Here is a 26983-nt window from a genome sequence, read left to right as displayed (position 1 = left end):
CATGAGACTCTTCGCCGCGGTGCTGCCTCCGCACGACGTCACCGAGGAACTCGCCGCAGTGGTGGCCGAGTTGAGGAAGCAGCCCGGCGCGCAGACGCTGCGCTGGACCGGCGTCCCGGGCTGGCACTTCACGCTCGCCTTCTACGGCGAGGTCGACGACGACGTCGTGCCGGCGCTGTCGGAGCGGCTGGAGCGGGCGGCCCGGCGGACCGACCGCTTCCCGCTGGCCGTGCAAGGCGGTGGACAGTTCGGGCACGGGCGGGCGCTGTGGGCGGGGGCCTCCGGCGAGCCGGCGCAGCTGAGGCTGCTCGCCGAGCGGGCGGAGGCGGCCGGGCGCAAGGCCGGGGTCGAGATGGGGGAGCACCGGCGGTACAAGGCGCACCTGACCGTGGCCCGCAGTCGGGAGGCGGTGGATGTGCGGCCGTGCCTGTCGGTACTGGACGGCTTCACGAGCCGCGCCTGGACCGTCGACGAGCTGGCGCTGGTCCGGAGCAACCTGCCGACGTCGGGGGTGCCGGGTGAGCAGCCCCGCTACGAGGTGGTCGGGCGCTGGGCGCTCGGCGGGGCCGGTTAGGCTCGACACGTGGACCCGAAGACGCGGAACCGGATCATGGCCGGTGTGCTGGTGATGATGTTCGTCGTTGTGGCGTTGGCCGCGGCGCTCGGCAGGTAGGGGAACTGCGGCCGGCCGTCGGGCCGCGGGCCCGTCGTGGCTGGTCGCGCAGTTCCCCGCGCCCCTGAAGGCCTTGCGTCACCCTGCGTTTACCAGGCGAAGGCTTCCGGGGAGGGCCCCGGACCCGGGAAGATCTCGTCCAGGCCCGCCAGGACCTCCTCGCCCAGCTCCAGCTCGACCGCCCGGATCGCCGACTCCAGCTGTTCCGCGGTGCGCGGGCCGACGATCGGGCCCGTGACGCCGGGGCGGGTCAGCAGCCACGCCAGGGCCGCCTCGCCGGGCTCCAGACCGTGCTTCTCCAGGAGATCCTCGTACGCCTGGATCTGGGCGCGCTTGGCCGGATCGGCGAGGGTGTCCGCGGCCCGGCCGGAGGCGCGGCGGCCGCCCTGGACCTCCTTCTTGATGACCCCGCCGAGGAGACCGCCGTGCAGCGGGGACCAGGGGATCACGCCCAGGCCGTACTCCTGGGCGGCCGGGATGACCTCCATCTCGGCGCGCCGTTCGGCGAGGTTGTAGAGGCACTGCTCGCTGACCAGGCCGATGGTGCCGCCCCGCCGGGCGGCGATCTCGTTGGCCTGGGCGATCTTGTAGCCGGGGAAGTTGGAGGACCCGACGTAGAGGATCTTGCCCTGCTGGACCAGGGTGTCGATCGCCTGCCAGATCTCCTCGAAGGGAGTGGCGCGGTCGACGTGGTGGAACTGGTAGATGTCGATGTAGTCGGTCTGAAGGCGCTTGAGCGAGGCGTCGACGGCCCGGCGGATGTTCACCGCGGAGAGCTTGTCGTGGTTGGGCCAGGCCTCGCCGTCCGCGCCCATGTTGCCGTAGACCTTGGTGGCGAGGACCACCTTGTCGCGGTGGGCGGCGCTCTTCGCGAACCAGCTGCCGATGATCTCTTCGGTACGGCCCTTGTTCTCGCCCCAGCCATACACGTTGGCGGTGTCGAAGTAGTTGATCCCCGCGTCGAGAGCCGAGTCCATGATGGCGTGGGAGTCGGCCTCGTCGGTCTGCGGGCCGAAGTTCATGGTGCCGAGGACGAGTCGGCTGACCTTGAGTCCGGTGCGTCCGAGCTGCGTGTACTTCATGGAGGTCAAGCCAACGCCTTGGAGTGGACTCCAGGCAAGCGCCCCGCCCCCGGCCGCCCCCGACGCCTGGGCGGTGCGGCGGGGCCGACATATCGGGTGTCGGCCTGCCCGAAATGCTTAAAGCGATCCTTTCAGGCGAAGTCGTGTGTTCCGTCGTAACTGCATGAGAAAGCCCCGGAATGAACGCGTTGACGCTGGGCTTATTTATGGTTAACTTATGGATGATCTTTGGTAATTTTGTGCTCGCGGGGGGAGCGGCTTTCGGCATGGAAATGCCGCGCCCGAAAGGAGGGTGCGGTGTTTTTCCGCGCTCGGAAACTATTTCTTGCCGGACTCGCCGTTGTCATGGGGGCGGGTATAGGTATTTCTATGGCGGTGGCCGATGATTCCTCGGCTGTCGCTGTCGATACTCCGCCCAGTGCGGTGGAGCAGTTCTCCTATCCCGGGGCGGCGGGCATTCTCGCCTCGGAGGGCATTCAGCTGAAAAAGGGTGACGGGCACATCCTGCTCGCCACCTGTGACGGCACCGCCGACCAGATCAGGGTCTACACCGTGGCGGACAGCACGGTGGGCCGCAGGGGCGACTACTGCTTCAGGGCTACGGCCGCCTCGGGCTGGCTGACGCTCGAACTCCCCCGGGTCTTCGCCCTGGAGACCGGCGACCACCCGATCAGCGCCGACCTCACCGCGAATGGCGCCACGACCACCGTGAACGTGGACGAGGGCGGCTTCGAGAGCGTCGGCGAGGGCACCGTGGGCGGCGCCCGTTCCGTGCTCGTCGAGATCCGTGTCACCGGCTGACCCGCTGTGCCCAGCATCAAGGAATCGAGAAACGTGACCTCTCTGCGTTCTTCCGCGGGCGCCGCCGTGGTGGCGGCCGTCGCCGCCGCCACGGCCCTGACCGCCGCTCCCGCGCACGCCGTCGTCGGCGGTCCGGTCGCCACCGGCTCCTACGCCTTCACCGCCCGCGTGTCCCTCGGTGCCGACGACACGGCCCGCGCGTGCAGCGGTGCCCTCGTCGCCTCCAACTGGATCCTCACCGCGGCCAGTTGCTTCGCCGCCGACGTGGAGGTGCCCACCGTCGCCGCGGGCAAGCCCGCCCTGTCGGCCACCGCCACCGTCGCGGGCAAGACCAGCGCCGTGGTCCAGCTGGTACCGCGGGCCGGCCGTGACCTGGTCCTGGCCCGCCTCGCCCGCCCGGTCACCGGAGTCACCCCCGTGACAGTGGCGACCACCGCCCCCGCCGCGGGCGACCAGCTCCGCGCGGTCGGATACGGCCGCACCGCCGGCGACTGGCTGACTGCCACCGCGCACAGCACGGCCTTCGCGGTGGACACGGTCGGCACCGACGACCTCACCATCACCGGCCAGAACGGTGCCCTGTGCCAGGGCGACACCGGTGCCCCCCTGCTGCGTGAGACGAACGGCACCGCCGAACTGGTCGGCGTCGGCAGCCGGTCCTGGCAGGGCGGCTGCCTGGGCGAGACGGAGACCCGCACCGGGGCGATCGCCGCCCGCTCCGACGACCTGGCCTCCTGGGTCTCCGCCACGACGGGCCCCGCGCCGGTCACCGACTTCAACTGCGACGGCGTCGAGGACATCGCGGTCTCCGACCCCAAGGCCACCGTCGGCGGTGACGCCAAGGCGGGGCTCGTGCGGGTCGTGTACGGCGGCGGCAAGGGCACCGCCGAGATCAACCAGGACCTCGACTGGGTGTCCGGCGCCGCCGAGGCCGGTGACGCGTTCGGCACGGCCATCGCCACCCTCGACTACGACGAGGACGGCTGCACCGACCTGGTCGTCGGCACCCCCGGCGAGGACCTCGACTCCGCCACCGACGCCGGCATGGTCGACATCCTGCACGGCGCGACCGGCGGCCTCGGCACCGGCGCCAAGAAGGACACCCACTTCGAGCAGGGCGCGGGCACCGGCTCGCTGGCCGCCTCCGGCAGCGAGAGCGGCGACCGCCTGGGCTACGCGCTGGCCGCGGGCAACACCGCCGCGGGCGAGCCGTTCGTCGTCATGGGTGTGCCCGGCGAGGCGCTGGGATCCATCGCCAAGGCCGGCAGCGCGATCTACCTGCACGGCACCACCAACATCGCGATCAACCAGGAGGCCACGGGGGTGAGCGGCGCGGCCGAGGCGAACGACGAGTTCGGCACCAGCGTCGCCGCCGACTCCAACCACATCGCCATCGGCGCGCCCGGCGACGCCATCGGCTCCGACGCCGACGCCGGCAACCTCGCCGTCTTCTCGCACACGCTGAACTCCGAGAACCGCCCGACCCCGCGCTTCGGCCTGGACCAGGACCTCGACACCGTCTCCGGCGGTGCCGAAGCCGGTGACTTGTTCGGCCAGTCCCTGGCCCTCGTGCCCTACCGTCCCTCGGGGGCCGCGGCGGCCACGGAATCCATCCTCGCGGTCGGCGCGCCCGGCGAGGCGCTCAGCGTCGACGGTGCGGCCAAGGCAGAGGCAGGCCTGGTGCTGACCTTCCGGATCACCGCAGCCGGGGCCTACACCCAGCTGAACGGCTACTCCTCGGGCACCGGTGACGACGACGTCTCCGGCACCTCCGAGGCCGGTGACCACTTCGGCGCTGCCCTGACCGCCATCAACACCACGCCGGGCGCGGTCAGTACCACCGCCACGATGAAGCTCGCCGTCGGCATCCCCGACGAGGCCATCGGCACCACCGCGAGCGCGGGCGGCATCAGCACGTTCTCCCTGTTGGGCACGCCCGGTGCCAACGACCGCTGGATCGAGGCCGGCGACGGCGACGGCATCCCCGGCACCCCGGGCGCCGGCCAGCAGCTCGGCAGCAGCCTCCACTACACGGGCACGAGCCTGTACGTCGGCATGCCCAACGGCCCGTCCACGTACGGCGCCCTGCACGCCCTGCCCCTGTCCAACGTGACCGCCGGCGGCACCGTCGCCGCGGTCACGACGTACCAGCCGGGCGCCGGCGGTCTCCCGGCCGCGGGCGTCGATTTCGGATACGCGGCCCGATAGAGCGGAGCGGAAAAGCAACCCGGTTCATCGCGATGTCCCGCGCTGTCACACTGTCCGGATGAATTCCGAATTCTATCCGGATGTGGTGGAGGCCGGCGGTATGGCCGCCGCCCTCCACCGATCGGCGACCGCCCTCGGAATCCCTCTCGTTCTCGTCCCCGGACGAGCGGGCTCACCCGATTCGGTCGGTGTGGCCACCACGGCACGAGGCAGGCTCCCCATGGAGGTGTTCCCGCGCACGGAGAGCCGTGCCTTCCAGATCGTCGGCCGGGCCGGGGGCGTGGACATCGTCACAGGGGTGACACGGGAGCTTCGGGACGTCGTCGAGGCGGGTGCGGCCTGGGGAGGGGGCGAGAGCATGTCGCGGATGAAGGAGGCTCTGCCCTTCCTGTGGGTCGACCCGATCGCCGGGGCCCATGAGCGCGGGCCCGCCGCGGCGGTGGAGGCACAGTGGGAGCTGCTGCGTGAGAAGGCGGCCCAGACGCCGGGCTTCCCGGAGTTCGGCCTGCTGGTGGAGGCGGCGTACGCGGAACCCCGGCTGCGTCGGCTCTTCCCGTTCACCAGCCACTGGACGGTCGCCTTCAGCTCCTGCACCGGGCGCCCGTACCACGACGAGGTCGCGATCAGCCCGGTGTACGGCGGCGGGCGGTACATCGTCCTGCGCCACCCGAACACCGGCGCGTACGGCGAGGTTCCCACGGTGGCGGAGGCGGTGGCGCTCGCGCTCGCGCACCTCCCGGACTCCGTCGGCCCGGCCGTCGCGGGCTTCACCGGCAGGCCCGACTGAGTTTCGCGCGCCCCTGCCTTTCCGGGCCGCTGGGACAGGTGGCCCGCATTTCCTGTACGCCATTTCCATGCCCATTTGACGAACTGAGGAAATCAATGCACCGAAAGCGCCCCGGATATTCCGGGAAACGCAGACGTATAGCCGGTTCCCTGGCCATGGCCGTGCTGGCCGGTGTGCTGGCCGCGTATCCGGCCGCCGCCGACGACACGGCTGACGGCACCGTCGTGCCGATATCCCGCACGATCCGGCAGCAGGTGGTCGACATCTGGGCCACCGGGGGCACCGAGGTGCGCTCGGCCGCCGAGACTGCGCTGGCCGGCGACGCCGACGACATCGCCGCGTTCCTCATGACCTACGGCGACCAGCAGATCCAGGACTACCGGGTCGAGGCGGCCCAACTGGCCGGAATGGGCGGGGAGAACACGCTCGCCGCCGTCCGCACCGCACTGACCGGCAGCGAGGGCGATCTCGCGCGCTTCATGAAGTCGGGCTGGCAGGAACCCCTGGAGCAGGACCAGCGGGTGCTCGTCGCCCGGGTCATCGACGCGGGCGGCCCCGAGGTCCAGGAACGCGGACGGACGGCCCTGGCCGGTACCGCCGAGGACATCCAGACCTTCCTGGACACGGGCCTGCCCGAGGCCCAGGAGCAGGACGACCGGGTCCTGGCCGCCCAGATCATCGCCGCAGGCGGCACCAATGTGCGCTCCGCCGGGCGGCTCGCGCTGAGCGGCACCGTCGACGACGTACGGGAGTTCCTGGACGTCGGCCAGTTCGTCGCCCGCAACCGCGACCAGGAGTACGCGAGCATCGCGCAGCTCGCCGACCAGGCGGAGCGGGCCGGCAAGCTCGCCGCCGCCGAGACTGCGAAGGCCGAGGACGCCTCCGCCGAGGCCGTCGAGGCCGCCGCGCAGGCCAAGAAGGCCGCACAGGAGGCGGCAGCCGAGGCCGAGGCCACCAAGGAGGACACCGCTGACGCGGCACGCGCCGCGAACCGGGCAGCCAGCGCCGCGTCGGGGGCGGCGAAGGCCGCACAGCGGGCCATCTCCGCGGCCAACTCCGCTGAACAGTCCGCGCGGACGGCGGCGGCAGCGGCCGCGCAGGCGGCGGCAGCGGCGGTCAACGCCGCCAACGCGGCCTCCGACGCACGCAACGCCGCGGCAGCCGCCTCGACGGACGCCGCCAACGCGGACGCGGCGCGGAAGGCCGCCACCAAGGCCAGTGACGCGGCCAAGGGCGCCGACCGGGCGGCCGACGCCGCCGACCAGGCCGTGAAGGCCGCCACCGCCGCCGGTGACGCCGCCAGATCCGCCGCCAGTGCGGGCAGCAACGCCGCCGCGGCGGCCGACGCGGCCGTACAGGCGAGCCAGTACGCTGCGGCGGGCAGCTCCGCGGCCGCCAACGCCCGGGCCGCCGCGGCCTCCGCGCACCGGCAGGCCGCCGAGGCCAACCGGGCCGCCGGCCAGGCCGAATCGCTGGCCCGCAAAGCAGCCACGGCCGCCGCGGCCGCCCGCGACGCGGCTCGCTCGGCCGCCGGGCACGCCAGGAAGGCGGCGACGGCGGCGCAGCAGGCCGCCGACAGCGCGGTCGACGCGGCCACCGCAGCCGCGAAGGCCACCGCCCATGCCGACGCGGCCACGGAGGCCGCCAACGCCGCCACGCAGGCCGCCGAGCAGGCCGAGAACGTCTACACGCTGGCCCGCGAGGTCGAGACGGAGGAACTCCTCGGCCGGACCAACGCCGGCATCGAGAACGCCCGCGACCTCAAGGCCCAGGAGACGGCGGACAAGGAGAAGCGCGCACAGGAGGCCGCCGAGACGGCCGAACGGCAGCGCACGGCGGAGGAGTTGGCGCAGCAGGCCCAGGCCGGCACCGACGACGAGGAGATCGCCCGGCAGGGCCGGCAGCTCGCCCTGCTCGACATGAAGGACGGCAAGTCCTGGCTGCGCGCCGCCGCCGAGGAGGCGCTGGGCGAGGACGCCGCCGGAGTCGTCGCCTACGTGCGCACCGGCCGCACCGAGGCCCAGCAGCAGGACGAGCGCGCGGATGTGGAGCGCCTCGCCGAGGAGAGCTCCGTCAAGGAGGTCCGCGACGCGGCCGAGACGGCGCTCGACGGCGGCGCCGCCACCGTCAGCGCCTTCCTGCGGGTGGGCCAGTACGAGGCCGGCCGGGAGGCTTTCCGGATCGCGGTCGCCCAGGCGGCCGACACCGGAGGCCCCAACGTCCGGGACAAGGCGCGCGCGGCACTGGGCGCCGGGACGACCGACGCCTACCGCACCTTCCTCACCAGTACCCTCGCGGAGGCCCAGTACCAGGACGACCGGGTGACCGCCGCCCAGCTGGTCGACAGCGGCGACCCGGAGGTCAGCTCCGCCGCGCGCATCGCCCTGGAGGGCCCCACCGACCTCCTGCACCGGTTCGTGGTGTCCGGCCGGTTCACCGCGCAGCGCAAGGACCTCCTGGCGCTGACCCACCAGTTGCAGGTGCAGCAGCTCGTGGCCGAGGCCGCCCAGGTCGCCGCGAAGGCGCAGCACGACGCCGCGGCGGCCCAGGCCACCGCGGCGACGGCCCGCAAGGCATCGGCCGAGGCCCAGGAGTGGGCGGCGAAGGCACAGGAGTCCGCCGACAAGGCGGATGCCTACTCCACCCAGGCGGACCAGTACGCCAAGGACGCCGAGGCGTCCGCGGCGCGGGCGGCGGAGTCCGCGAAGACCGCGCGTGCCGCGGCCGACCGGGCCGACGCGGCCGCGAGCAACGCCGCCAGGTCGGCCAGCGACGCGACCGTGTCCGCGGAACTCGCCCAGACCTCCGCGTCCTCGGCGTGGGCCTCGGCCACCCAGGCCCAGGTCTCCGCGGAGCGGGCCGGCAAGAGCGCCACCGAGGCGGCCCAGGCCGCGACCGAGGCGTTCGTGGCCACGGTCCAGAAGTACCGCGAGGAGGAGGAGGCCCGCCGCCGCGCGGCCGTCGCCGCGAAGGAGGCTAAGGAGAAGGAAGGCGTCACGCCCGCCGAGCTCTACCGGTGCGGCATCCTCGGTTGCGAGGCGATCGAGAACCCCGGCCGCTGGTGCCAGCACCACGAGGCCTACTGCGACGTGCTCTCCCGGGGCCCCGCCTTCGAGGCGAGCATGAAGCAGCTCAACGACATCATCAACGCCGTCACCGGGCTCACCCAGCTGGAGAACTGCGCCCGCAAGGGCGATCTCGAAGCGTGCTGGGAGCTGAGCCGCGACGTCATCATGTCGTCCAAGTTCCGCATGCTGGGCGTCGCCTACCGGACCCTGCGGGCCCTGGAACGCGGCTGCACCCAGTGCTTCCTGCCCGGCACGCAGGTGCTCATGGCGGACGGCGGCACCGAGCCGATCGAGAAGGTCCAGGCCGGTGACCTGGTCCGGGCCACCGATCCGGCGACCGGCGAGACCGGGGCCCGGCGGGTCACGCGGCAGATCGTCACGCAGTACGACGACAAGTACCTTGCCGCGCTGACCATCCGGGGACCGACCGGCGAGGTCGACGATCTCTCGGCCACCTCTGAACACCCCTTCTGGAGCACCGACCTCCATGCCTGGGTGCCCGCGGAGGACCTGCGGCCCGGCGACACCCTGCGCACGGACACCGGTACGACCGCGACGGTTCTCGCCAACCGCGCCCATGTCCGCCAGAGCGCGACCTACAGCCTCACCGTGGCGGGGCTGCACTCGTTCTACGTCCTCGCCGGGCGGACGCCCGTCCTGGTCCACAACTCCGAGTGCAAGGTCCTGGTGCTCGGTCTGCGCGAGCACGTCGGGGACGAGACCACCCGTCTCGACGGGTACAACTTCATGGACCCCAAGTACGAGACCCCGCAGGCCTATCTGCCCGGAGGCATTCCGTACACCGGCTGGATGGCGGGCGTCGAAGACGTCATGCGGAGCAACGGCAAGATCGGCGTGAGCCTGAAGGGCTTCGACGGCCCGGGCGACGCCCCCACCTACCAGCAGAAGTTCGACCAGGCCGTGCGGAACGGGCAGGGCACGAACTGGAGGGCCACGGAGTGGGAGATGGCCCGGCTCGTGTACTGGAACCGCAGGGAGTACCTGGACTGGGACAACATCACCTTCTACGGCGACCTGGGTGAGGTCGTGAAGATCAACCCGCCCGGCTAGGAAAGCGGCGGGAAAGAGAGTCGGGGGACTCTCTCCGGGTGCCACGGGGCGACCTGGAGGGAGTCCGCCCGGCGCGGGCCCGATCGGCACAGAGGCCGCGCGTGAACGGAACATCGCTGAGGACGTGGCCGTGGGCCATCACTCGGGTGATCCGTCCGGGCAGGCGGAGGAGCGGGGGAGTGGCGGCTGCGGGCCGGTGTCCGGTCCTGCGCCGGCTGCCTCGCCGGCGCCATCGGGCGCCGGTCGCTCAGGTGGTGCCGTCGGAGGGGGGTTCGCTGTCCTGGGCGGGCTCCGCCTTCGTGTGGAGGACCTCGCGGGCCTGGTCCGCGGCGCGGGTGATGCTCTCGGAGACGAAGTCGAGGAAGCGGGCGATGTTCTCCAGCCGGACGGCGGCCGGGGTGTCCCTGCCGAGGACGCCCACGCCCTGTCGTGCGGTCTCGGCGAGCTGTATGGTGCCGCGGGCGCTGGCGATCATGGACTGGTACCAGACGTCGTCGTCGGCCACATAGCGTTCGCGGCGCCGGTCGTCGCGTTCACGGCGCACCAGGCCCTGGTTCTCGAGGTAGCTGATGGCCTTGGAGATGGACGCCGGGCTGACCTGGAGGCGCTGGGCGAGTTCGGCGGCGGTCATGCTGCCGGTGTCGCTCGTGTAGAGGCAGGTCATCACCCGCGCCATCATCTTGGGCGCGCCGGTCTGCATGAGGACGGTGGTGAACGTCTCCTCGTACTCCCGTACCGCCTCGGGGTCGCGTCCGTGGCCCGGTGCGGGGGTCTGCGTTCCGCGCGGCGCGGCCTGGCGGCGGCGGTGTGACCGGCGTTCGGCGGCACGGTGGGCGAGGTCGGCGCGGTAGGCGGTGGGACCGCCGTTGCGCATGACCTCGCGGGTGACGGTCGAGGTGGGACGTTCGAGGCGGCGGGCGATCTCCGCGTAGGCGAGGCCGTCGGCCACTCCCAGCGCGATCTGCTGGCGTTCCTGCTGGGTGAGCCTGCCTCCCGGCATCGCGGTCTCCTTCGTCGTTCCTGGTGGCGGCAGCATAGCGTTCACCTTTCTTCTGTTGCAACGATCGTCTAGCTGACGTTGCGTTGCTTTTGAATCTGTTGCAATGAAATTGCCTCAACTGCCTGCGACGATACGGATTTAGCGCAACAGGTATGTTGCCGGGATCGTGAATGCAACGTAGCTTTTCGTTCATCGGAAACAGCGACGAACGCAGGAGCACCTGATGCAGAAGTTCGACACCCCCGCCCCCCTGACCGCCGTCATCGACCTGCCCACCGCACACGTCCAGGTCATCGCCGCCGACCGCACCGACACCACCGTCGAGATCCGCCCCGCCGACCCCGCACGGAACCGCGACACCAAGGCCGCCGAGCACATCGAGGTCGAGCACCGCGACGGCGTCCTGCGGATCACCGCCCCCGCCGCCAGGAACCAGTACCTCGGACCCTCCGGCTCCGTCGAAGTCACCGTCCAGCTGCCCGCCGGCTCCCGCGTCGAGGCCACCTCCGCCGCCCTGCGCTTCCGCGCCGTCGGACGCCTCGGCCACCTCGCCCTCGACGGCGCCCACGGCCCCGTCAAGATCGACGAGGCCGCGAGCCTGCACCTGACCGCCACCGACAGCGACATCACCGTCCAGCGCCTGACCGGACCCGGCCGGATCAGCACCCAGCGCGGCCACATCACCATCCACGAAGCCGTCACCGGCACCCTCGACCTCACCACCCAACAGGGCGACATCACCCTCGCCACCGCCACCTCCGCCGCCCTGGACGCCGGCACCTCCCACGGCCGCGTCCACAACTCCCTCAAGAACACCGAAGGCACCGCCGCGCCCCTGACCGTCCGCGCCACCACCACCCACGGCGACATCACCGCCCGCAGCCTCTGACCCGCAACCGACCGCAGCCCTCCAAGGAGCACTCACCATGACCGACCTGGCCATCGCGGCTGACGGACTGCGCAAGTCCTACGGCGACAAAGTCGTCCTCGACGGCATCGACATACGGGTGCCGGCCGGCACGATCTTCTCCCTCCTCGGGCCGAACGGGGCCGGCAAGACCACCGCCGTGAAGATCCTCTCCACGCTCGTGTCCGCTGACGGCGGGCAGGCCCAGGTGGGCGGGCACGACCTGGCCGCCGATCCGCAGGGTGTGCGTGCCTCGATCGGTGTCACCGGGCAGTTCTCGGCGGTGGACGGGCTGATCACCGGGGAGGAGAACATGCTGCTCATGGCGGACCTGCACCACCTCTCCAAGGCGGAGGGCCGCAGGGTCACCGCGGAGCTGCTGGAGCGCTTCGACCTGACCGGGGCGGCGAAGAAGCCCGCCTCCACCTACTCCGGCGGCATGAAGCGCCGCCTCGACATCGCCATGACGCTGGTCGGCGACCCGCGGATCATCTTCCTCGACGAGCCCACCACCGGCCTCGACCCCCGCTCCCGGCACACCATGTGGCAGATCATCAGGGAGCTGGTCGCCGACGGTGTCACCGTCTTCCTCACCACCCAGTACCTGGAGGAGGCCGACCAGCTCGCGGACCGCATCGCCGTCCTGCACGATGGACGGATCGCCGCCGAGGGCAGCGCCGAGGAGCTCAAGCGGCTCGTCCCCGGCGGACACGTCCGGCTGCGCTTCACCGACCCGGCCTCGTACGAGAGCGCGGCCCTGGCTCTCGGCGCGGCCACCCGGGACGACGAGGCCCTCACCCTGCAACTCCCCAGCGACGGCAGCCAGCGCGAGCTGCGGGCCGTACTGGACCGGCTCGACGCGGCCGGCATCGAGGCCGGCGAACTGGCCCTGCACACCCCCGACCTCGACGACGTGTTCTTCGCCCTCACCGGCGGCACCGACCAGACCAAGGAGACCGTCCGATGAGCACCCTCTCCCTCGCCGTGCGCGACTCGTCCACGATGCTGCGCCGCAACCTCCTGCACGCCCGGCGCTATCCCTCGCTCACCCTGAACCTGCTGCTCACGCCGATCATGCTGTTGCTGCTCTTCGTCTACATCTTCGGCGACACCATGAGCGCGGGCATCGGCGGCGGCGACCGCTCCGACTACATCGCGTACCTGGTCCCCGGCCTGCTGCTGATGACCATCGGCTCCACCACCATCGGCACCGCGGTCTCCGTCTCCAACGACATGACCGAGGGCATCATCGCCCGCTTCCGCACAATGGCGATCCACCGCGGTTCGGTGCTCGTCGGGCACGTCGTCGGCAGTGTGCTCCAGTCGGTGGTCAGCGTGGTCCTCGTCGGCGCGGTCGGCGTGGCCATCGGGTTCCGCTCCACCGACGCCACCGCTCTGGAGTGGCTGGCGGCCTTCGGACTGCTGGTGCTGTTCGCGCTGGCCCTCACCTGGATCGCGGTCGGCATGGGCCTGGTCAGCCCCAACGCCGAGGCCGCCAGCAACAACGCCATGCCGCTGATCTTCCTGCCGCTCATCTCCAGCGCCTTCGTGCCGGTCGACGCGATGCCGGGCTGGTTCCAGCCGGTCGCGGAGTACCAGCCCTTCACCCCGGCCATCGAGACCCTGCGCGGACTGCTCCTCGGCACCGAGATCGGCAACAACGGCTGGATCGCCGTCGCCTGGTGCCTCGGGCTCGCGGTGCTCGGCTATCGCTGGGCGACCGCGAGGTTCAACGGCGGCCCGAAGTGACCACGTGCAACGCGCGAGCCAACTCTCGCCCCTGACATGCCGGTTGGTGACTCCGGCGGCGACCAGGAACGGGTCGGCTTTCGCCCATGAATCACCAACACCCGGTCATGAAAAGGCAATCCGAACAGATGGGGAACGTGCCGGACGTACGTTCCCCTTCGTGAACTCCGACCACCGACCCCACAGCACCGCGCGGCGCGCCCTCCTGCGCGCCGCGCTCACCGGTACCGCGGCTCTCGGCACCGGCCTCGCCGCCGGCGTCCCGGCCGCCGTCGCCGCGCCCACCGCGGTTCCGCCGCGCAAGCGGCCCACCACCGCCGAGGAGGCCCTGCGCGAGCTGGCCGAGGGCAACCGGCGCTGGCGCACCTACCGCGAGCGGCACCCCGACGAGACACCCGCCGTCCGGCAGGCGCTGACGACCGGGCAGCACCCCTTCGCCCTCGTGCTCGGCTGCATCGACTCCCGGGTGGCGCCGGAACTGGTCTTCGACCAGGGGCTCGGCGATCTGATGACCGTGCGCACCGCGGGGCAGGTCCTCGACGAGGCCGTGCTCGGCAGCCTCGCGTACGGGGTGCTCGAACTGGGGATCCCGCTGCTCATGGTGCTCGGCCACCAGTCCTGCGGAGCGGTGAAGGCGGCGGTCCAGGCGGACGAGTCGGGGGCGGGACTGCCGGCCCACATCCAGTACCTGGCCGATCAGATCAGCCCGGCCATCGACCGTACGAAGTCCGGGGACGCGCGGATCGACGCCACGGTCGACGCGAACATACGGCTCGTCCGGGCACGGCTCGCGGCGGAACCGGAGCTCGCCGCGAAGGTGGACTCCGGCGCACTGGCCGTCGTGGGCGCGCGCTACGAGCTGACCACGCAGCGGGTGCACCTCCTCTGACCCGACGCGGGGCCCGCCCTTCCCTCAGCCGGCGTCGTAGGGCTCGCCCAGGTCCCACGCCTGGTACATCGCCTCCGCGAAGGCCGCCGCGATCTTGTGCTCGCCGCTCGCGTTCGGGTGGGTGCCGTCGTAGGTGTCGTGGTTGATGTCGTACGACGAGGGGGGCGACGCCGGCAGCAGGGGGGAGCGGGGCTCGTCCAGGTCCGCGATCGCCTTGGCCAGGAGCTCGTTGAAGCGGGTGACCTCCGTGGCGAAGGGCCCGTCCGACTCCGCGCGGACGTTGGGGATCACCGGGAGGACGGCCATCCGGATCCTGGGGTTCGCGCGGCGGGCCTCGGCGACGAAGGCGTGGACGTTCTCCGCGGTCTGTTCCGCGTTGGTGTAGAAGCCCAGGTCGATGAGGCCCAGCGACACCAGGAGCACGTCGGCGCGGTGCGTCCGTACGGCCTCGCCGATCAGCGGGGCCATGTGCAGCCAGCCCTCGCCCCAGCCGGCCAGGTGGGCCCGGGGGAAGTCGGGATCGGCGTACTCGTACGACGTCGGAGCGCCGGCCGCCTTGTCGTACAGCGTCTCGCGCGGGCCCACGAGGGCGAAGGGGCGGCCGTAGGTGTCGCGCAGGTGCTGCCACATCCGGTACCGCCAGGTGTGCTCGCCCGCGCTCCCGATCGTCATCGAGTCGCCGACCGGCATGAATCTGAGCATCCGCTCATGATGGATCATCCACGGCCCCCATGGCATGTGAGCCCGCCCACGCCAAGGCCTGCGACCGGGCCGCCGCGGTGACGTGCGCGCCTGCGCTGCGGTGCACCTGCGCTGCGGGAACCCACTGCGGCGTGCCCTCCGGACACCCTTCCGCTCGTGCCCTCGGTGACCCCGGGACCCCACCACCCCTCCGGCTGCACCCCTCGCACAGGCTGACCACCCCTGCCCTGGCCGCAAGCCCCCAGCCCCAACTCCCCGTCCCAAGCCCCAGCCCCCTCCCCAACCCGCACCCCCTTCCCCCACCCCCGTTCAAAGCCCCGCAGGGATGGCAGGCTTGGGGCATGCGTCGAGCCCTTGCCCTGATCGCCGGGATCCTGTTCGTGGCCGGGTCCGCCCTGCCCGCCTCCGCCGCCGACGGGGACGGGGACGGGAAGGGGGACCGGGGTTTCACCATCAGCGATCCCCGGATCACCGAGTCCAGCGGGCTCGCCGCCTCGCGGCAGCACCCGGGGATCTACTGGACCCACAACGACCAGGACACCGGCGCGTACCTGTACGCCGTGGACAGTGCCACCGGCAGGACCGTCGCCAGGATCACCATGACCGGCGTGGGGACCCCGCGGGACGTGGAGGCCATCGCCGTCGGGCCCGGAAACGAGATCTGGGTCGGCGACATCGGCGACAACGACGGGGTCACCTGGCCCTACGTGTGGATCTACAAGCTGCCCGAGCCGAAGGACCTGGAGGACCAGTCCGTCAAGGCCACGCAGTATGTGGTGAAGTACACCGACGGCTCGCGCGACGCCGAGTCGATGGTCGTCCACCCGAAGACCGGACGCGTGTACATCATCGACAAGCAGGAGGACGGCGGGCATCTCTACGAGGGACCCGCCACCCTCTCCCCGTCCGGCACGAACGTCTTCAAGCCCGTCAAGGCCGTCGACCTGTGGGCCACCGACGCCGCCTTCTCACCGGACGGCCGGCAGCTCGCCGTACGCGGCTACTTCGGCGGCATCTGGTACGACTGGAACGACGGCGACCTCAAGAAGCAGGGCCGGATCAGCGTGCCCCTCGGGCAGGGGGAGTCCGTCTCCTACTCCCCGGACGGGACCAAGCTCCTGCTCGGCATGGAGGGCGCGAACAGCGAGGTCGAGGCGCAGGACGCGCCGGGCGGCGGGTCCGGGTCGTCCGCGGAGGGCGGGAGCGGGAGTTCCTCCGCCTCCGGCGACGACGGCGACGGCTCCACCGGCACCCTCAAGATCGGCGCCCTCGCCCTGGGAGCCGTCGCCGCGCTCTTCGGACTGCGGCGGCTATTCAGGCGCTCCTGAGTCCGTCCGCCGAGCGGCCACGAACACCTCAAGGCCGTCCAGGATCCGCTGGAGCCCGAACTCGAAGTGGTCGAACTCCGGGCTCCAGGTGTCCTCGGCGAGCGACCCGAGGACCGGGTAGCGGCCGGTGGCCATGACCTTCTCGATGAAGGGGGCCTGGGCCGCGAAGAAGTCCGCGGTCGTCATGCCCGACGTACGCTCCGCCTCCCGCTGGTAGACCTGCGTGCGCGCGGCCCCGACGACGTACCCGTCGACCATGATGACCGCGGAGACCAGCTCGGGGTCGGTCAGGCCCATCGGGCGGATCCGGCCGAGCATCTTCTCCATGCCGTCCAGCGCGCTCGGACCGAGCAGCGGGCGGGCCTGGTTGACGCCGAGCAGCCAGGGGTGGCGGGTGTAGAGCGCGAGCGTGGCGCGGGCCATGGCCTCCAGCGCCGAGCGCCAGCCGCCGTCGCCGAGGTCGGCCGGGTTCTCGGAGGGCCGCTGGACGCGGTCGAGCATCAGGTCGAGCAGCTCGGCCTTGCCGGGGACGTACCGGTACAGGGACATCGCGCCGGTGCCGAGCTCGGTGGCGATCCGGCGCATCGAGACCGCGTCGAACCCCTCCTCGTCCGCGATCCGGACCGCCGTTTCCACGATCCGGTCCAGCGTCAGGCCCGGCTTGGGCCCCCGGCTGGGCCGCGGAGCCCCCTCCCACAGCAGTTCGAGCGTGCGGACGATGTCCCCGCTGCCACTGGTGTCCCCGCTGCTCGTCATGGGCGCAGCTTAGTTCCGGCGAAAAATTGAGTACAGCGTACGCGCAATCGGGTACGGTGTACTCAGTTAAGGAGAGAAGGGGGAACCATGACCACCGACGACGGATACGCCGTCCACGCCGAGGGACTGGAGAAGCGGTACGGCGACAAGCGCGCCCTCGACGGCTTCGACCTCGCCGTCCGCGAGGGCACCGTGCACGGCCTGCTCGGGCCGAACGGCGCGGGCAAGACCACCGCCGTCCGCATCCTGTCCACGCTGATCCGGCTGGACGGCGGCCGGGCCGCCGTGGCCGGGCTCGACGTGGTCCGGCACCCGCGCGAGGTGCGGTCCAGGATCGGCCTCACCGGGCAGTACGCCGCCGTGGACGAGGTCCTCACCGGCCGGCAGAACCTGGAGATGTTCGGCCGGCTGTTCCACCTCGGCGGCAAGCGGGCCAAGCGGCGGGCCGGCGAGCTCCTGGAGCAGTTCGACCTCACCGACGCCGCCGACAGGGGCGTGGGCAAGTACAGCGGCGGCATGCGGCGCCGCCTCGACCTCGCCGCCTCGATGATCCTCGCGCCCGCCGTGCTCTTCCTCGACGAGCCGACGACCGGCCTCGACCCCCGCAGCCGGGGCGAAGTCTGGGACTCCGTAAGGGCGTTGGTGGCGAGCGGCACCACCGTGCTGCTGACCACCCAGTACCTGGAGGAGGCCGACCGGCTGGCCTCCCGCATCACCGTCATCGACCAGGGCCGGGCCATCGCCGACGACACCCCTGACGGGCTGAAGGACCGGGTCGGCGGCGACCGTGTCGAGGTCGTGGTCGCCGAGCGGACCGACATCGCGCGCGTGGTGAAGGTCGTCGCCCGGGTCTCGGACGGCGAACCCGAGGCGGAGGAAGGCGAGTTGCGGGTGCACGCCCCCGTCCTCGACCGGGTCTCCGCCCTCACCGAGGTGGCCCGCACCCTCCAGGACGAGGGCGTGCGGGTCGAGGACATCGGACTGCGCAGGCCGAGCCTCGACGACGTCTTCCTGCGCCTGACCGGACACCGCACCGAGACCGAGGAGACGGCCGCATGAGCACCCTGGAGACCACCCGCGGCCGCACCTACTGGGTTCTCGCCGACGTGTGGAACATCGTTCGCCGCGGACTCACCCACTACCAGCGCCAACCCGTCAACATCGCCTGGCAGCTGGGCTTCCCGATCCTCTCCGTCCTGCTCTACGGCTATGTCTTCGGCAGCGCCATGCAGGTGCCCGGCGGCGGGGACTACAAGGACTTCCTGATGCCGGGCATGTTCGTGATGACCATGGCCTTCGGCTTCATCAACACCGCGACCCTGGTGGTGTACGACGCCACGAAGGGGGTGATCGACCGGTTCCGCTCGATGCCGATGGCCTCCTCCGCGGTGGTCGCGGGCCGCGGGGTGACCGATCTGCTGGTCGCCTGCGCCGAGTTGGCCATCATGATGCTCACGGCGGTGGCGATGGGCTGGCGGCCGGACGGCGGGCTCGGCTTCCTCGCCGCCTTCGGGCTGCTGCTGTGGCTGCGGTTCGCGCTGATCTGGATCGGGGTGTGGCTGGGTCTGATGGTGCCCAACCCGGAGGCGGCGGGGGGTCTGTTCGCGGTCGCGTTCCCGCTGACGATGATCTCCAGCATCTTCGTGGCGCCCCAGCTCATGCCCGACTGGCTGGGCGCGGTGGCCGCGTGGAACCCGATCTCCTCCACGGCGGCGGCGACCCGGGAGCTGTTCGGAACCCCGGTCGGCGGCGGGGAGTCCTGGGTCGAGCAGCACGCGCTGCTGATGGCCGGGGTGTGGCCGGTGGTGCTCACGGCGATCTTCCTGCCGCTGGCGGTACGGAGGTTCCAGAAGCTGAGCAGGTAGCGTCCCGAGTCTTGACGTGTTCATGTGACCTGACTTCCATGGGAGGTGCAGGCTGATGGGAGCGCTCCCATTGGTTCCGGGCCTGCTCCCTTCGAGAGGAAGCAGCGACATGTTCCGCAGCTTGCGAAGAGTGCTGTGCGCGGCGGCGCTCGTGCTGCCGCTCCTGGCCGGAGCGCAGTCGGCGCACGCCGCCGAGGCCCAGGCCGACGCCGGTGCCGGCTACTGGCACACCAGCGGACGCCAGATCCTGGACGCCTCCGGGCAGCCCGTCCGGATCGCCGGCATCAACTGGTTCGGCTTCGAGACCAGCAACCTCGTCGTCCACGGCCTGTGGTCCCGCGACTACAAATCCATGATCGACCAGATGAAGTCGCTGGGCTACAACACGATCCGCATCCCGTTCAGCGACGACATCTTCAAGTCGGGCGCAGTCCCCAACAGCATCGACTTCTCCAGCGGCAAGAACGCCGACCTCCAGGGCCTGAACTCGCTCGGCGTCCTGGACAGGATCGTGTCGTACGCCGGTCAGGACGGCCTCAAGGTCATCCTGGACCGGCACCGCCCGGACTCCGCCGGCCAGTCGGCGCTCTGGTACACGGCCGCGGTCCCGGAGTCGACGTGGATCGCCAACCTCAAGTCCCTCGCGACCCGTTACCAGGGCAAGGACACCGTCGTGGGGATCGACCTGCACAACGAACCGCACGACCCGGCCTGTTGGGGCTGCGGGGACACCGCCACCGACTGGCGGCTGGCTGCCCAGCGGGCCGGGAACGCGGTGCTGTCGGTCAACCCCGACCTGCTGATCTTCGTCGAGGGCGTGCAGACCTTCAACGGCGTCTCCGGCTGGTGGGGCGGCAACCTCATGGGGGTCGCCCAGTACCCGGTGCAGCTGAGCGTCGCCAACCGCGTCGTGTACTCCGCCCACGACTACGCCACCAGCGTGGCCCAGCAGAGCTGGTTCAGCGATCCTTCGTTCCCCGCCAACATGCCGGGGATCTGGGACAAGTACTGGGGCTACATCTTCAAGCAGAACATCGCCCCGGTGTGGGTGGGCGAGTTCGGGACCACCCTCCAGTCGGCCGTGGACCAGAAGTGGCTCGCCGCGCTGGTGAGCTACCTGCGCCCGACCTCGACGTACGGCGCCGACTCCTTCCACTGGACCTTCTGGTCCTGGAATCCCAACTCCGGTGACACGGGCGGCATCCTGAAGGACGACTGGCAGAGCGTGGACACCGTGAAGGACGGCTACCTGGCGAGCGTCAAGGCACCGGGCTTCCCCGGCTCGGGCGGCGGCGACCCAGGTGGCCCCGGCGGCGGCACTGCGGCCTGCACCGCCTCCTACTCCGTCAGCAGCGACTGGGGGAGCGGGTTCAACGCGGAGGTCAAGGTCACCAACTCCGGCTCCGTGGCGCTGAGTTCCTGGAAGGTGACCTGGACCTGGCCGGGGTCGCAGAAGGTGACCTCCATGTGGAACGCGTCGTACAGCCAGACCGGATCCACCGTGACCGCGACGAACGCCGCGCACAACGGGGCGCTCGCCGCGGGTGGTTCGGCGAGCTTCGGGTTCGGGGGCGCGCCCGGGGGCGGGGGTGTGCCGAACGTGAGCTGCACGGCTGCCTGAGCCGTGCCAGGCGTGAGCTGAGCGCGAGCCGACGGACGACAAGGGGCGCCCGGTGAACACCGGGCGCCCCTCATCGTCGTACCGAAGCGATCAGAGCTTCTCGATCACGTAGTCGATGCACTTGGTGAGCGCCTCGACGTCCGCCGGGTCGATCGCCGGGAACATCGCGACGCGCAGCTGGTTGCGGCCCAGCTTGCGGTAGGGCTCGGTGTCGACGATGCCGTTGGCGCGCAGCACCTTGGCGATCGCGGCGGCGTCGATCTCGTCCGAGAAGTCGATCGTGCCGATGACCTGGGAGCGCTTGGCCGGGTCGGTGACGAACGGCGTCGCGTGCTTGGACTCCTCCGCCCAGCTGTACAGGCGGGTGGAGGAGTCCTTCGTGCGGGCCGTCGACCACGCCAGGCCGCCCTGGCCGTTGATCCACTCCAGCTGCTGGTTCAGCAGGAAGAGGGTGGCGAGCGCCGGGGTGTTGTACGTCTGGTTCTTGCGGGAGTTGTCGATCGCCGTGGGCAGGCTGAAGAACTCCGGGACGTGGCGGCCGGACGCGTGGATCCGCTCGGCGCGCTCGATCGCGGCCGGGGAGAACACACCGATCCACAGGCCGCCGTCGGAGGCGAAGGACTTCTGCGGGGCGAAGTAGTAGACGTCCGTCTCGGCGATGTCGACCGGGAGGCCGCCGGCGCCGGAGGTGGCGTCCACCAGGACCAGGGAGCCCTCGTCGGCACCGGCCACGCGCCGGATCGGGGCGGCGACACCGGTGGAGGTCTCGTTGTGGGTGAACGCGTACACGTCGACGCCCGCCTCGGCGCGCGGCTCCGGGTGCGTGCCGGGGTCGGAGGAGACGACGGTCGGCTCGGCCAGCCAGGGGGCCAGCTTGGACGCCTTCGCGAACTTCGACGAGAACTCGCCGAAGGTCAGGTGCTGCGACTTGTTCTCGATCAGTCCGTGCGTCGCCACGTCCCAGAACGCGGTGGAGCCGCCGTTGCCGAGGACGACCTCGTAGCCCTCGGGGAGCGAGAACAGCTCACTGATGCCCTCGCGGACCTTGCCGACCAGGTTCTTCACCGGGGCCTGGCGGTGGGAGGTGCCGAGGAGGGAGGTTCCGGTCGCGGCCAGCGCGTCCAGCGCTTCCGTCCGCACCTTGGAGGGGCCCGCGCCGAATCGACCGTCGGCGGGCTTGATGTCAGCGGGAATCTGGATCTCAGCCACGAGGGGAGCGTAGCCGCTGGGGAAACCTGGCCGAAACGTAGTCCGTCGGGTGAGACGCGGCGGTGTTGACCGGACTGGTTTGCTGGAACCATGACGGATCTTGAGGCCCAGCTGCGCAAGGCCGTCCGGGGCGAGGTCGGTTTCGACGTCACCTCCCGGGCCCTGACCACGATGGACGCGTCCAACTACCGGCGCGTCCCGCTCGGGGTCGTGGCCCCGGCGGACGCCGACGACGTGGCCGCCGCGCTCGAGGTCTGTCGCTCGCACGGGGTACCGGTGGTGGCGCGGGGCGGAGGCACCTCCATCGCCGGACAGGCCACCGGGACCGGTGTCGTACTCGACTTCACCCGGCACATGAACCGGCTGCTGTCCCTCGACCCCGCGAGCCGTACCGCCGTCGTGCAGCCCGGGCTCGTCCTCGACCGGCTCCAGGAGGCCGCCGCCCCGCACGGGCTGCGGTTCGGGCCGGACCCCTCCACGCACGGCCGGTGCACGCTCGGCGGGATGATCGGGAACAACTCCTGCGGGTCGCACTCGGTGGCGTGGGGCACGACCGCCGACAGCGTGCACCGGCTCGACGTCGTCACCGCGCGCGGTGAGCGGCTGCGGCTCGGACAGGGCTGGGCCGGGGCGCCGGACGGGCTGCGGGAGCTGGTCGACGGGGAGCTCGCGCGGCTCAGGACCGGTTTCCCCGAGCTGCCCCGCCGGATCTCCGGGTACGCGCTGGACGCCCTGCTGCCCGAGAACGGGGCCGACGTCGCCCGGTCCTTCTGCGGCAGCGAGGGCACCCTCGGCGTCCTCACCGAGGCCGTCGTCCGGCTGGTGGAGGCACCGCGCGCGCGTGCGCTCGCCGTCCTCGGGTACGCGGACGAAGGCGCGGCCGCCGAGGCCGCCGCCGGGCTGCTGGTGCACCGCCCCCTGACGGTGGAGGGCATGGCGGCCGACCTGGTGCCCTCGGCGACCGCGCTGCCGAGGGGCGGCGCGTGGCTGTTCGTGGAGACCGGCGCCGACAGCGGGGCCGAGGCACGCGCGCGTGCGGAGGAGATCGTGCGCGCCGCCGACGTCCTGGACGCCCTCGTGGTGACCGACCCCGCGGGTCAGCGGGCCCTGTGGCGCATCCGGGAGGACGCCAGCGGTACGGCCACCCGGATGCCGGACGGGACCGAGGCCTGGCCCGGCTGGGAGGACTGCGCGGTGCCGCCGCGGCGGCTCGGCGCCTATCTGCGGGACTTCCGGCGGCTGCTCGGCTCCCACGGCCTCCGGGGCACCCCGTACGGCCACTTCGGCGACGGCTGCATCCACGTCCGCATCGACTTCGACCTGCTGACCGAGGCCGGGGTGGGACGCTTCCGGCGTTTCTCCGAGGAGCTCGCCGACCTGGTCGTCGCCCACGGCGGCTCGCTGTCCGGCGAGCACGGGGACGGAATGGCCCGCGCCGAACTGCTCCCGAGGATGTACGGCGACGACATGGTCGCCCTCTTCGAGCGGGCGAAGGCCGTCTGGGACCCGGACGACCTGCTCAACCCCGGCATGCTGGTCCGCCCGGCCCCCCTCGACTCCCGGCTGCGGTTCTCCGTCCTGCCCCGCGAGCCGGTCGACGTGGCCTTCGGCTACCCGGCCGACGGCGGCGACTTCACGGCGGCGGTACGGCGCTGCGTCGGCGTCGCGAAATGCCGTACGGCCACGGCGTCCGGGCCCGCCGTGATGTGCCCGTCCTTCCGGGCCACCGGAGAGGAGGCGCACTCCACGCGCGGACGTGCCCGGCTGCTGCACGAGATGCTCGCGGGTGAGGCGGGCGGGCTCGTGACCGACGGCTGGCGGTCGACGGAGGTGCGGGACGCCCTCGACCTGTGCCTGTCCTGCAAGGGCTGCCGGTCCGACTGCCCGGTCGGGGTCGACATGGCCACGTACAAGGCGGAGTTCCTGCACCACCACTACGCGGGCCGGCGCCGTCCGGCCGCCCACTACAGCATGGGCCGGCTGCCGGTGTGGCTGCGCCTGGTGGACCGGCTGCGGGCGGCTGCGGTGGTCAACGCCCTGGCCTCCGCAGGGCCCTTGGCCGCCGTCGCCAAGCGGCTCGCGGGGATCGCGCCCGAGCGGCGGATCCCGCGGCTGGCCCCGGTGACCTTCAGCCGGTGGTGGGAGGCGCGGGACGCCCGCGGCACCGGTGACCTGGTCGTCCTGTGGCCGGACACCTTCACCGAGCACCTCTCGCCGTCCGTGGGGCAGGCGGCCGTACGGGTCCTGGAGGCGGCGGGGCTGCGGGTGGCGCTGCCGCCCACCGTGCACCTGGCGAAGCCGCCGGTGGGCGACGGCCGTACGGTCGCCCTCGACCCGGTGTCCGTGCTGCGCGGCCGGGGCCGCGTCTGCTGCGGCCTGACGTATGTGTCGACGGGGCAGCTCGACCGCGCCCGCGCGGTGTTGCGCCGCACCCTCGACCTGATGGACCCGGTGCTGGAGACGACGACGCCGGTCATCGTCCTGGAACCGAGCTGCGCGGCCGCGCTCCGCACCGACCTGCCGGAACTGCTGCACGACGACCCGCGCGCCGCCCTTCTCGCCTCCCGGGTCCTGACCTTCGCGGAGGCCCTGGAGCGGCTCGCCCCCCACTGGCGGCCGCCGGCCCTGGACCGCCCCGTCGTCGGCCAGACCCACTGCCACCAGCACGCCGTCCTCGGCGACACGGCCGACCGCCGGCTGCGGGAGGCCGCGGGCCTCACCGGCGAGCTGACCGGCGGCTGCTGCGGGCTGGCGGGCGACTTCGGCTTCGAGAAGGGCCACTTCGAGGTGTCCCGGGCCTGCGCGGAGGAGCAGCTGCTGCCGTCGGTGCGCCAGGCGCCCGAGGGCGCGGCGGTCCTGGCCGACGGCTACTCCTGCCGCACCCAGCTGGAGCAGCTGGCGGGCGTACGGGGACGGCACCTTGCGGAGCTTCTGGCGGAGGGACTGACACCCGGGCCTTGACCGGGGGCGGGGCGGGCCGTCCTGGCAGACTCCGCGCATGGACACGAGTACCTGGGTGCTGCGGCCCGCGACGACGGCCGATGTCGAGCCGATAGCCGAGCTGCGGGCCGTGGTGATGCGGCCCGATCTGGAGCGGCTGGGCCGGTTCGACGAGGAGCGGGTGCGGCAGCGGTTCCGGGACGCGTTCGTCGCCGAGCACCTGTCGGTCGTCGAGGCCGAGGGCCGCTTCGCGGGCTGTGTCGCGCTGCGCCCCGCCGAGGACGGGCACTGGCTGGAGCACTTCTTCATCGACCCGGAACTCCAGGGGCGCGGACTGGGCTCGGCCGTCCTGCGCGCCCTGCTCTCGCGGGCCGAGGCCGACGGACGGCGGCCCGTCCGCCTGAACGTCCTCCAGGGCAGCGCGGCCAGGCGGCTCTACGAGCGGCACGGCTTCGTCGTCGAGAGCGAGGACCCGGTCGACGTGTTCATGGTGCGCCCCTGACCCTGCACCGGCACCGCTTGCGTGACAGTCGTATACGGGTTTACGCGCCTGACGAAGTCCATTAACCTGGACCAAGCAGTGCAGCGTGATGAACAGTAGCCGCCGAACCGACCTCCTGGAAGCCCCGTGATCGCCCCCAGCACCGACCTGCCCTCCTCGACCCCGGTCGCCACGACGCCCACCGGCGGCCCCCGCCGCCTCGGCTCCCTCGGTCCCGTCGGACTGGTCCTCGCCGGCGGTGTCTCCGTGCAGTTCGGCGCGGCGCTGGCCGTGACCCTGATGCCGAGGGCCGGCGCGCTCGGGGTGGTGACCCTGCGCCTGCTGGCCGCGGCGATCGTGCTGCTCGTGGTCTGCCGCCCCCGGCTGCGCGGCCACTCTCGCACCGACTGGGGCACCGTCGTCGTCTTCGGTCTCGCCATGGCCGCGATGAACGGCCTGTTCTACCAGGCCGTCGACCGCATCCCCCTCGGCGCCGCGGTCACCCTGGAGGTCCTCGGCCCGCTCGCCCTCTCGGTGCTCGCCTCCCGCCGCGCGGTCAACGCCGTCTGGGCCGCCCTCGCGCTCACCGGCGTCTTCCTCCTCGGCGGCGGGGACTTCGGCGCCCTGGACCCGCTGGGCGTGGCCTTCGCACTGGGCGCGGGCGCGATGTGGGCGGCGTACATCGTCTTCAGCGCACGTACCGGCCGCCGCTTCCCGCAGGCCGACGGGCTCGCGCTGGCGATGGCGATCGGCGCGCTGGCGTTCCTGCCGCTCGGTGTCGTGGAGTCGGGCGGCAGGCTCCTCGACCCCGTGACCGTGGCGCTCGGCGCGGCGGTGGCCGTGCTGTCCTCCGTACTGCCCTACACCCTCGAACTCCTGGCCCTGCGCCGCCTGCCCGCCTCCACCTTCGCGGTCCTGATGAGCCTGGAGCCGGGCCTGGCCGCCCTCGCGGGCTTCCTGATCCTGGGCCAGGCGCTCTCCGCACTCCAGGCGCTCGCCGTCGCGCTCGTGATCGTGGCGAGCATGGGAGCGGTCCGGACGCAGGTGGGGCGGGGCAAAGCGGCCGTGTGACCCACGTCCACACGGGTCCGCCGGTCAGCCCCCGGCCATCTCCCACACCGAGACGTGCGACTCGCTGTCGCCGGTGAAGGGGGCGCGGCTCCAGTCGGCCCACCTCTCCCGCAGCCGCATCCCGGCCAGCCGGGCCATGAGGTCCAGCTCGGCGGGCCACACGTACCGGAAGGGGATGGACCGGAAGGAGCCCCGGCCGTCCTCGACACTGACGTGATGCGAGGCCATGGCCTGGGTGGCGAGGTCGTAGGTGTCGAAGCCCAGACGCGTCTCGCCGACGTGGAAGGGCACCGCGTTCTGGCCCGGCGGGAGTTTCCGCAGCTGGGGGACCATGACCTCGACGACGAACGTGCCGCCCGGCTCCAGATGGGCCGCGACATTGCGGAAACAGTCCACCTGGGCGTCCTGGGTCGTCAGGTTCATGATCGTGTTGAAGACCAGGTAGGCGACCGAGAAGGTGCCGGGCACCCGGGTCGTCGCGAAGTCCCCGATCGTCACCCCGACCGCGTCCCCGCCGGGCTTGGCCCGCAGCCGGTCCGCCATCGCCCGGGACAGCTCGATCCCGTGCACCTCGACGCCCCGCCCGGCCAGCGGCAGTGCGATCCGCCCGGTGCCGACGCCCAGTTCCAGGGCCCGCCCGCCGCCGGCCAGCTCCGCCAGCACCTCCACGGCGGGCTCGACCGCCTCGGGCGCGAACATCGCCGCCGACGACTCGTCGTACGTCGCCGCGACGGACTCTCCGAACCAACCGTCGTCATCGATCACCGGGGGACCG

General features: G+C 72.0%; 22 protein-coding genes. 16 read left to right on the top strand and 6 right to left on the bottom strand.

Features of this window, described 5'->3' with window-relative positions; translation table 11 throughout:
* The first annotated feature begins 1 nt into the window (after position 1).
* Complete coding sequence (gene thpR / locus M2163_RS23460) at positions 2-574, top strand: RNA 2',3'-cyclic phosphodiesterase (protein ID WP_280894935.1); 573 nt, start codon at positions 2-4, stop codon at positions 572-574.
* A gap of 188 nt (positions 575-762) precedes the next feature.
* Here the strand turns inward: thpR and M2163_RS23455 are convergent, their stop codons facing one another.
* Entirely contained in the window at positions 763-1755 is a 993-nt protein-coding gene (locus tag M2163_RS23455) for an aldo/keto reductase (RefSeq protein WP_280854166.1), read from the bottom strand.
* A gap of 423 nt (positions 1756-2178) precedes the next feature.
* Between M2163_RS23455 and M2163_RS23450 the strand changes: the two genes are divergently transcribed.
* The 4 genes from M2163_RS23450 (at position 2179) to M2163_RS23435 (ending at position 9690) form a co-directional block, all read left to right on the top strand.
* The gene (locus M2163_RS23450; protein WP_280894934.1) at positions 2179-2556 is read left to right on the top strand and encodes a hypothetical protein; all 378 of its coding nucleotides are present in this window, start codon (positions 2179-2181) and stop codon (positions 2554-2556) included.
* Between the two features lie 33 nt (positions 2557-2589).
* Positions 2590-4764, top strand: a complete 2175-nt coding sequence (locus M2163_RS23445) for a trypsin-like serine protease (RefSeq protein WP_280894933.1) — start codon at positions 2590-2592, stop codon at positions 4762-4764.
* A gap of 58 nt (positions 4765-4822) precedes the next feature.
* Positions 4823-5551, top strand: coding sequence for a DUF6193 family natural product biosynthesis protein (locus tag M2163_RS23440; protein ID WP_280894932.1), 729 nt, complete (start codon positions 4823-4825; stop codon positions 5549-5551).
* 95 nt (positions 5552-5646) lie between these two features.
* Positions 5647-9690 carry a polymorphic toxin-type HINT domain-containing protein gene (locus M2163_RS23435; RefSeq protein ID WP_280850854.1) on the top strand — a complete coding sequence of 1348 codons (4044 nt, stop codon included), beginning with the start codon at positions 5647-5649 and terminating at the stop codon, positions 9688-9690.
* A 247-nt stretch (positions 9691-9937) separates the two neighbouring features.
* Here M2163_RS23435 and M2163_RS23430 read toward each other — a convergent pair whose 3' ends face one another.
* Positions 9938-10690: a helix-turn-helix domain-containing protein gene (locus M2163_RS23430; protein ID WP_280850855.1), complete on the bottom strand. Its 753-nt coding sequence runs from the start codon at positions 10688-10690 to the stop codon at positions 9938-9940.
* 223 nt (positions 10691-10913) lie between these two features.
* Here M2163_RS23430 and M2163_RS23425 point away from each other — a divergent pair, with 223 nt between their 5' ends.
* The 4 genes from M2163_RS23425 (at position 10914) to M2163_RS23410 (ending at position 14235) form a co-directional block, all read left to right on the top strand.
* Positions 10914-11579: a DUF4097 family beta strand repeat-containing protein gene (locus tag M2163_RS23425; RefSeq protein ID WP_280894931.1), complete on the top strand. Its 666-nt coding sequence runs from the start codon at positions 10914-10916 to the stop codon at positions 11577-11579.
* A 37-nt stretch (positions 11580-11616) separates the two neighbouring features.
* Positions 11617-12564: an ATP-binding cassette domain-containing protein gene (locus M2163_RS23420; RefSeq protein ID WP_280894930.1), complete on the top strand. Its 948-nt coding sequence runs from the start codon at positions 11617-11619 to the stop codon at positions 12562-12564.
* Positions 12561-13346: an ABC transporter permease gene (locus M2163_RS23415; RefSeq protein ID WP_280850858.1), complete on the top strand. Its 786-nt coding sequence runs from the start codon at positions 12561-12563 to the stop codon at positions 13344-13346. The genes M2163_RS23420 and M2163_RS23415 overlap by 4 nt, the downstream gene beginning before the upstream one ends.
* A 160-nt stretch (positions 13347-13506) precedes the next feature.
* The gene (locus tag M2163_RS23410; RefSeq protein WP_280850859.1) at positions 13507-14235 is read left to right on the top strand and encodes a carbonic anhydrase; all 729 of its coding nucleotides are present in this window, start codon (positions 13507-13509) and stop codon (positions 14233-14235) included.
* Between the two features lie 24 nt (positions 14236-14259).
* Here M2163_RS23410 and M2163_RS23405 read toward each other — a convergent pair whose 3' ends face one another.
* Positions 14260-14937: an SGNH/GDSL hydrolase family protein gene (locus tag M2163_RS23405; RefSeq protein WP_280894929.1), complete on the bottom strand. Its 678-nt coding sequence runs from the start codon at positions 14935-14937 to the stop codon at positions 14260-14262.
* A gap of 341 nt (positions 14938-15278) precedes the next feature.
* Between M2163_RS23405 and M2163_RS23400 the strand changes: the two genes are divergently transcribed.
* The gene (locus M2163_RS23400) at positions 15279-16265 is read left to right on the top strand and encodes a WD40 repeat domain-containing protein (protein WP_280894928.1); all 987 of its coding nucleotides are present in this window, start codon (positions 15279-15281) and stop codon (positions 16263-16265) included.
* On the opposite strand, the gene M2163_RS23395 is transcribed toward M2163_RS23400, so the two are convergent.
* Positions 16248-17021, bottom strand: a complete 774-nt coding sequence (locus tag M2163_RS23395; RefSeq protein WP_280894927.1) for a TetR/AcrR family transcriptional regulator — start codon at positions 17019-17021, stop codon at positions 16248-16250. The two genes, M2163_RS23400 and M2163_RS23395, sit on opposite strands and share 18 nt — an antisense overlap.
* Before the next feature lie 87 nt (positions 17022-17108).
* On the opposite strand from M2163_RS23395, the gene M2163_RS23390 reads away from it, so the two are divergent.
* The 3 genes from M2163_RS23390 (at position 17109) to M2163_RS23380 (ending at position 20507) form a co-directional block, all read left to right on the top strand.
* Positions 17109-18080, top strand: a complete 972-nt coding sequence (locus M2163_RS23390; RefSeq protein WP_280850863.1) for an ATP-binding cassette domain-containing protein — start codon at positions 17109-17111, stop codon at positions 18078-18080.
* Positions 18077-18886, top strand: coding sequence for an ABC transporter permease (locus tag M2163_RS23385; RefSeq protein WP_280850864.1), 810 nt, complete (start codon positions 18077-18079; stop codon positions 18884-18886). The genes M2163_RS23390 and M2163_RS23385 overlap by 4 nt, the downstream gene beginning before the upstream one ends.
* Positions 18887-18995: 109 nt before the next feature.
* Positions 18996-20507: a cellulase family glycosylhydrolase gene (locus M2163_RS23380; protein WP_280894926.1), complete on the top strand. Its 1512-nt coding sequence runs from the start codon at positions 18996-18998 to the stop codon at positions 20505-20507.
* Between the two features lie 90 nt (positions 20508-20597).
* On the opposite strand, the gene serC is transcribed toward M2163_RS23380, so the two are convergent.
* Entirely contained in the window at positions 20598-21716 is a 1119-nt protein-coding gene (gene serC, locus M2163_RS23375) for a phosphoserine transaminase (protein WP_280850866.1), read from the bottom strand.
* 90 nt (positions 21717-21806) lie between these two features.
* Between serC and M2163_RS23370 the strand changes: the two genes are divergently transcribed.
* From M2163_RS23370 to M2163_RS23360, 3 genes are all read left to right on the top strand, one after another.
* Entirely contained in the window at positions 21807-24677 is a 2871-nt protein-coding gene (locus M2163_RS23370) for an FAD-binding and (Fe-S)-binding domain-containing protein (protein WP_280894925.1), read from the top strand.
* Positions 24678-24714: 37 nt separating this feature from the next.
* Positions 24715-25158 (top strand): GNAT family N-acetyltransferase, encoded by a 444-nt coding sequence (locus M2163_RS23365; protein WP_280850868.1) that lies wholly within the window; start codon positions 24715-24717, stop codon positions 25156-25158.
* A 147-nt stretch (positions 25159-25305) separates the two neighbouring features.
* A complete protein-coding gene (locus M2163_RS23360) occupies positions 25306-26208 on the top strand; it encodes an EamA family transporter (RefSeq protein ID WP_280854167.1) in 903 nt (300 codons plus the stop codon).
* 24 nt (positions 26209-26232) lie between these two features.
* Here M2163_RS23360 and M2163_RS23355 read toward each other — a convergent pair whose 3' ends face one another.
* Positions 26233-26973, bottom strand: coding sequence for a class I SAM-dependent methyltransferase (locus tag M2163_RS23355; protein ID WP_280894924.1), 741 nt, complete (start codon positions 26971-26973; stop codon positions 26233-26235).
* Positions 26974-26983 lie beyond the last annotated feature (10 nt).

The sequence above is a fragment of the Streptomyces sp. SAI-135 genome (assembly GCF_029893805.1).
GTDB lineage: Bacteria > Actinomycetota > Actinomycetes > Streptomycetales > Streptomycetaceae > Streptomyces.
The sequence above is the reverse complement of the archived record's forward strand: the minus strand, read 5'-3'. Positions and strand labels throughout refer to the sequence as shown.